This window comes from Methylobacterium sp., assembly GCF_028290105.1.
Taxonomy (GTDB): domain Bacteria; phylum Pseudomonadota; class Alphaproteobacteria; order Rhizobiales; family Beijerinckiaceae; genus Methylobacterium.
In genome coordinates this window covers 1-5973 of the sequence record NZ_JAQGKL010000003.1, presented here as the reverse complement: position 1 = coordinate 5973, position 5973 = coordinate 1, and the positions used below count along the sequence as shown (strand labels likewise).

At 72.0% G+C, this 5973-nt stretch carries 7 protein-coding genes; 5 read left to right on the top strand and 2 right to left on the bottom strand.

Annotated elements, in window-relative coordinates:
• The 3 genes from crtI to JWQ05_RS00175 all read left to right on the top strand — a co-directional run.
• Positions 1-980: phytoene desaturase family protein (crtI, locus tag JWQ05_RS00185; RefSeq protein ID WP_299652660.1), on the top strand; the 980-nt coding region annotated here is incomplete at its 5' end.
• 25 nt (positions 981-1005) lie between these two features.
• On the top strand, positions 1006-2037 hold the full coding sequence (locus tag JWQ05_RS00180; RefSeq protein WP_299652663.1) for a phytoene/squalene synthase family protein: 1032 nt from the start codon (positions 1006-1008) through the stop codon (positions 2035-2037).
• On the top strand, positions 2034-2189 hold the full coding sequence (locus tag JWQ05_RS00175) for a hypothetical protein (RefSeq protein ID WP_299652657.1): 156 nt from the start codon (positions 2034-2036) through the stop codon (positions 2187-2189). The genes JWQ05_RS00180 and JWQ05_RS00175 overlap by 4 nt, the downstream gene beginning before the upstream one ends.
• Positions 2190-2196: 7 nt before the next feature.
• On the opposite strand, the gene JWQ05_RS00170 is transcribed toward JWQ05_RS00175, so the two are convergent.
• Both JWQ05_RS00170 and crtD read right to left on the bottom strand, forming a co-directional pair.
• Entirely contained in the window at positions 2197-3096 is a 900-nt protein-coding gene (locus JWQ05_RS00170; RefSeq protein ID WP_299652654.1) for a carotenoid 1,2-hydratase, read from the bottom strand.
• The gene (gene crtD, locus JWQ05_RS00165; protein ID WP_299652651.1) at positions 3054-4577 is read right to left on the bottom strand and encodes a 1-hydroxycarotenoid 3,4-desaturase CrtD; all 1524 of its coding nucleotides are present in this window, start codon (positions 4575-4577) and stop codon (positions 3054-3056) included. The genes JWQ05_RS00170 and crtD overlap by 43 nt, the downstream gene beginning before the upstream one ends.
• Positions 4578-4691: 114 nt before the next feature.
• On the opposite strand from crtD, the gene JWQ05_RS00160 reads away from it, so the two are divergent.
• Together JWQ05_RS00160 and JWQ05_RS00155 are read left to right on the top strand one after the other, a co-directional pair.
• The gene (locus JWQ05_RS00160; protein ID WP_299652648.1) at positions 4692-5561 is read left to right on the top strand and encodes a polyprenyl synthetase family protein; all 870 of its coding nucleotides are present in this window, start codon (positions 4692-4694) and stop codon (positions 5559-5561) included.
• 1 nt (position 5562) lies between these two features.
• The coding region (locus tag JWQ05_RS00155) for a methyltransferase dimerization domain-containing protein (protein WP_299652645.1) at positions 5563-5973 on the top strand (411 nt) is incomplete at its 3' end.

Sequence of the window (5973 nt, the reverse complement as noted above, 5' to 3'; positions counted from 1 at the left end):
ACGACCTCGTGGCACGCTACATCCGCGACGAGCGCCTGCGCACGATTTTCAGATTCCACCCGCTCCTCATCGTCGGCTCGCCCTTCCGGGCGAGCGCGATCTACTTCATGATAGCCCATCTGGAACGCCGCTGGGGCGTCCACTTCGCCATGGGGGGCACCGGCCGGCTGGTCGACGGCATGGTGGACCTCATCGCGGGGCAGGGCGGGTCGGTTCGCTGCGGCGCCGAAGTCGCCCGCATCGCCGTCACGGACGGGCGAGCCACCGGCGTGACGCTAGTGGACGGCACGCGGATCGCCGCCGACATCGTGGTTTCCAACGCCGATTCCGCCCACACCTACCTGACCCTGCTCAAGAACGAGGGCCACCCCTTGAGCCGGGCGAAACTCAAGGCTTCGCATTCCTCGATGGGGCTGTTCGTCTGGTACTTCGGCACGAACCGGAAGTTCCCCGACATCGCCCACCACACCATCCTGATGGGACCGCGCTACCGCGAGCTGATCGAGGACATCTTCGTGCGCAAAGTGCTGGCGCCGGATTTCAGCCTCTACCTGCATCGGCCGACCGCGACGGACCCACTCCTGGCACCCCCCGGCTGCGATGGCTTCTACGTTCTGGCTCCGGTGCCGAACCTCGCCGGTGGCCAGGACTGGTCGGCCTTGGCGGAGCCCTACCGGCAGGCCATCGAGGACCATCTGGAAGCGACCGTGATGCCGGGCCTGAAGGGCTCGCTCCTGACCTCGCGCGTCACGACCCCGGCGGATTTCGAGAGCGATTTCCTGAGCTTTCGCGGCTCCGGCTTCGGCCTGGAACCGGTGCTGACGCAATCGGCCTGGTTTCGGCCGCACAACGCGTCGTCGGCCTTCAAGAACCTCTACCTCGTCGGCGCCGGCACGCATCCGGGCGCGGGTCTGCCCGGCGTGCTCTCCTCGGCCAAGGTCCTCGATACGGTGGTGCCGGATGCTCGTGTCCACGCTTGAGGCCGCGCGGCCGCCGCTCTGGGCGATGCCGCACGCGGATGCCGCCGATCACGCCGCCTGTCGGGACGCGATCCGCACCGGTTCGCGCAGCTTCTTTGCCGCCTCCGCCCTGTTGCCGCCCCGTGTCCGGCGCCCGGCCTATGGGCTCTACGCCTTCTGCCGCCTCTCCGACGACGCGATCGACGATGTCGCCGCGCGCGACCGCCCCGCCGCCCTGGCGCGTCTGGCCGCGCGACTTGCCCGGATCTACGCCGAGGCGCCCTGCGATGCCCCGGCCGACCGGGTGATGGCCGACGTGGTCGCGGCCCACCACCTGCCGCAGGCCCTGCCGGCGGCCCTGATCGAGGGCCTGGCCTGGGACGCGCGGGGACTCCGCTACGAGACCCTGTCCGATCTCACCGCCTACGCCGCGCGCGTGGCTGGCAGCGTCGGGGCGATGATGACGGTCTTGATGGGGGTGCGCGATGGACCGGACCTCGCGCGGGCCTGTGACCTCGGCATCGCCATGCAGTTCACCAACATCGCCCGCGACGTCGGGGAGGATGCCCGCGCCGGACGGCTCTACCTGCCCCTGGCCTGGATGCGGGAAGCGGGGCTCGACCCGGAGGCGTTCCTGGCCGATCCGGCCTTGAGCCCGGCGCTTCAAGGCGTCATCCGCCGCCTCCTCGCCGTGGCGGATGGCCTTTACAGTCGCTCCGAACCGGGCGTCGGCGGCCTTCCCCTGGATTGCCGGCCGGCCATCCGCGCCGCCCACCTGATCTACGCGGAAATCGGCCGCGACCTCGAGCGCGGAGGCCTCGATCCGCTCTCGCGCCGCGCCCGCGTCCCGGGACGCCGCAAGGCCGCGCTCCTGTCGCGTGCCCTGGTGCCGGCCTTCAGCCGATCCGACCGGACGGCCCCGCCCCTCGCCGAGACCGCCTTTCTGGTGGACGCCGTCGCCGACCGCCCCGTGTCCGCGCCTGCAGCGTGGTGGGATGTCGGCGGGCAGGCGGCCCGGGTCCTCGACCTCATCGAGGCCCTGCGGGAGCGCGAGGGGGCGGCGCCGGCCGGTCCATGACCGACCCGCTCTTCGCGTTCTTCGATATCGGGCTGGTCTTCGCACTCGCCTTGGGGTTGGCGATCTGGCAGCTCGTCGTCCTGAAGCGCGGCATCCGGCGGGACCGCGCCGAGGCCGCAGCGCGCGGCAGGGACCCCGACGCGCCCGCCTGATCGCGCCTCAGCGCGTCCGGCGCGGCATCCGGAACGGCAGCATCAAGCGCACCAAGGGGTTGCTGAACCGCGTCAGTGACAGGCTCTCGTGGACCGGCCGCACCGCCTCGCCGCGCAGGGTCGCGGCGAGGTGCGAGCGGGCATAGAACGGCGTGTCCTCGAAGGTGCGCAGCACCTGGGCACGCGCGTCGTCGCTCCGGGTGCCACGCGGCATCCGCCACAGGCGCGTGGGGGGAAGGGACGCGACAGGCGGAGGCTCGATCTCGCGGGGGGTCCCATCGGCGGCAAAGCACAGGGTGAGGTTCTGGCGGCTGCCGTCGCGCCGATGCACGTCGTAGAGGATCGCGGCGCCGTCCCGCAGGTCGGCCCGGCACCAGGTCCAGTCCGCGAAGGCGGCTTCGAGCGACGTGTCGCCGTGATTGGTGTCGAAATAGGCGGTGCCGCTCCAGTGCAGGTCCGGCTCGGTGAGCGCGACCTCGACCGGCGAGGAGGGCGCCATCGGCCACCAGCGATGCTGGCCCGCCGCATCGAGGCGGTGCGGACCCGGCGTGAATCCGGCCGGACGCAGGCGCACCGTACCGCGCACCCGGCTCGGGATTGGCGCCGTGACCTCGTCGAGGCGGATCGTCAGCGTGGTCCCGTCCCAGTCGAGGCCGCTCGGGCCGATCCGGATGTGGTCGGCGTCGCGGCTGAGGGAGGCGCGCCCGCGCTCGGTCATGCAGAAGCGATTCGCGCGCTCCCCGTAGAGCACGACGTTGACGGCGCAATGGTCGAACGGGTCGCGTTTCGGGTCCCAGGCATAGTAGGGCGAGAACACGCTGCCGATGAAGGCGATGATGGTGAGGCCCTGGCGCCCGTCATCGCTCAGGGCGTCGACGTACCACCAGACATAGCCGTCGCGATCCACCCGCGTGTCGAAGCGCGGGCGCCATTGCTGTCCCGCAGCAGGCTGTCCGCCGCGATCCGCCCCGATTGCGCCGCCATCGGCACCCCCGGCCCCGGATGGACGCTGCCCCCGGCCAGATAGAGTCCCGGGATCTTCGTGCGGGCCCCCGGCCGCTTGAACGACGCCATCCAGCCGTGCGAGGCCCGGCCGTACAGGGCGCCCGCCGTTCCCGGAAACAATCGTGCGAAATCCGCCGGCTGCGTCGTCACCGGCTCCACCGTCTCCGAGAGATCGAGACCGCTCGCGCTGAGTCGCCGCCGCATCGTGGTCACGCATGTCTCGATCTCCGAAGGGCTGAAGGGGCGGGCAGGGGCGTTGACGAGGCAGAGCAGACGCTCGGGCCCGTCCGGCGAATGGTTCGCGTCGGTCCGGTCCTGCGCGCAAACGTAGACCGTGGGGTCGTCGGGCAGATGCCCGCGCCGGATCTGTGCGAACTCGGCCGCGTAATCGGCGGAGAAGAACACGCTGTGGCGTTCGAGCGGGAAACCGTGGGCCCGTGCCTTCAGGCAGAGCGTCACCGCCGAGAGTGAGCGTTCGGAGCCCGGGACGGGTTCGGCGGCACGGGCGGCATCGCGCCCCAGCAGGCCCTCGGCCAGGGCCGCCGCATCGGCGTTGCAGATCACAGCGTCGGCGGGCACCCGCTCGCCGTCGGCGAGGTCGACTCCGATCACGCGCCCCCCCGAGACGGCGATGCCGTGCGCGGCCGTGCCGTAGCGCAGATGCGCGCCGCGGGTCGCCGCGAGCTCCGCGACGGCACCCGCAAGGCGGCTCAGGCCCCCGGCCACGTGCCAGACGCCCTGGCTCTCCACATGGGCCACCAGCATCAGTGTGGCGGGCGCCGCGTAGGGCGAGGAGCCGCAATAGGTGGCGTAGCGGCCAAAGAGCTGACGCAGACGCGGATCGGAGAAGTAGTCGCCGAGCGCGCTCCACAGGGTCGTGAAGGGCTGGATGCGCCAGAGGTCGCCGAGGCCCAAAAGGCCGGCGCGGCGCGTCAGATCGATGGGACTCGGGCGCTCGCCCCGGATGAAGGGGGCCTCCAGGGTAGCATAGACCTCCGCGGCCCGAGCCCGGAAGCGGCGATACCCGTCCCGCTCGCGCGGCCCGGCGAATTTTGCGATCGCGGCCTCAGAAGCTTCCGGATCGGCGAAAAGATCGAGCCGCTCGCCCGGCCGCCAGGCATGGCGGGCGAGGATCGCGGCCGGCTGCAGACCGACATGGTCGGACAGCACCGCGCCGCATTCCGAGAAGATCTCGTCGAACACCCAGCGCATGGTGAAGACGGTGGGGCCGGCCTCGACGGCGGAATCACCCACCGCGACGCTGCGCATCTTGCCGCCCGGACGGGCAGCCTGTTCCAGCACCGTGACGTCCAGCCCGGCATGGGCCAGCCGCAGGGCGGCGACCAGCCCTCCGATCCCGGCGCCGATGACAACCACCTTCACGGATTCGTCCTCCTTCAATCTCTTCGCCGAGCCATGCCGTTCTCACTTGACGAGTGTCAATTATTATTGACACTTGAAAACAGCAATAACAAGTGACAGGGGAGGGATGGCCACATGGACGCCAACCGTCGCATCGAGCAGGCACTGGATGTCGCCGTCGCGCACCTGGAGGCCCCCGGCGCACCGCCACGCCTTGCCGAGGCCCTGCGCTACGCGGTTTTCCCGGGCGGACATCGCATCCGCCCGCGCCTTTGCCTCTCGGTGGCTCGCGCCTGCGGAGACGACGATCCCCTGGCCTCGGACGCGGCGGCGGTGGCGATCGAGCTCCTGCATTGCGGCTCCCTGGTGCATGACGACCTGCCCTGCTTCGACGATGCGCCTCTGCGGCGGGGGCAGCCTTCCGTGCACGCCGCCTTCGGCGAGCCCCTGGCGGTGCTGGCCGGCGACGCCCTGATCGTCGCGGCTTTCGAGACTCTGGCGCGGGGCGCGGCCCGCAACCCGAAGCGGCTGGCCGCCCTGGTGGGGCTGGTCGCCCGCGCGGCCGGATCGCCCGCCGGAATCGTCGCGGGCCAGGCCTGGGAATCCGAGCCCACCGTGGCGCTCACCGAGTATCAGCAGGCCAAGACCGGGGCGCTGTTCGCCGCCGCCACGGTGACGGGGGCGGCCGCCGCCGGCGCGCCGTCGCTGCCCTGGCGCCTCCTCGGGGAGTGCCTCGGCGAGGCCTATCAGGTGGCCGACGACCTGCGCGACGTCGCCTGCCGACAGGAGGAGGTCGGCAAGCCGGTGGGCCGCGACGTCACCCTCGGCCGGCCGAACGCCGCCGCGCTCCTGGGCATGAGCGGCGCGCTCGCCCGCCTGAAGCGCCTCGTGCGCGAGGCGATCGAGGTGATCCCCGACTGCCCCGGCGCCGAGACGCTGCGGGCCGAGATCGAGGCGCAGACGCGCCTGTTCCTGCCGGCGAGCCTCGCCCGGGAACTGGCCTGAGATGGCCTGGGGCGCCGCGCTCGGCAGCGGACGCCCCGCACCGGACAGGGGCTGGCGCGCCCGCTGGCGCGCCTTCCGGGCCCGCACCGTCGCCGACCCGCGCTTCCAGCGCTGGGCCGCCGGGTTTCCGCTGACCCGGCGCATCGCCCGGGCCAACACCCGCGCGCTGTTCGACCTCTGCGCGGGCTTCACCTATTCGCAGACCCTGTTCGCCTGCGTGCGCCTCGACCTCTTCGGCCTGCTGGCGGATGGACCCGTTCCGGCCGATCTCCTCGCGGCCCGGATGGGCCTGTCGCCCGATTCGGGCCTGCGCCTCCTGCAGGCAGCCGCCTCCCTGAAGCTCGTGGCGATCCTGCCGGACGGGCGCTTCGCGCTGGCGGATCTCGGCGCGGCGCTCATCGGCAATCCGGCG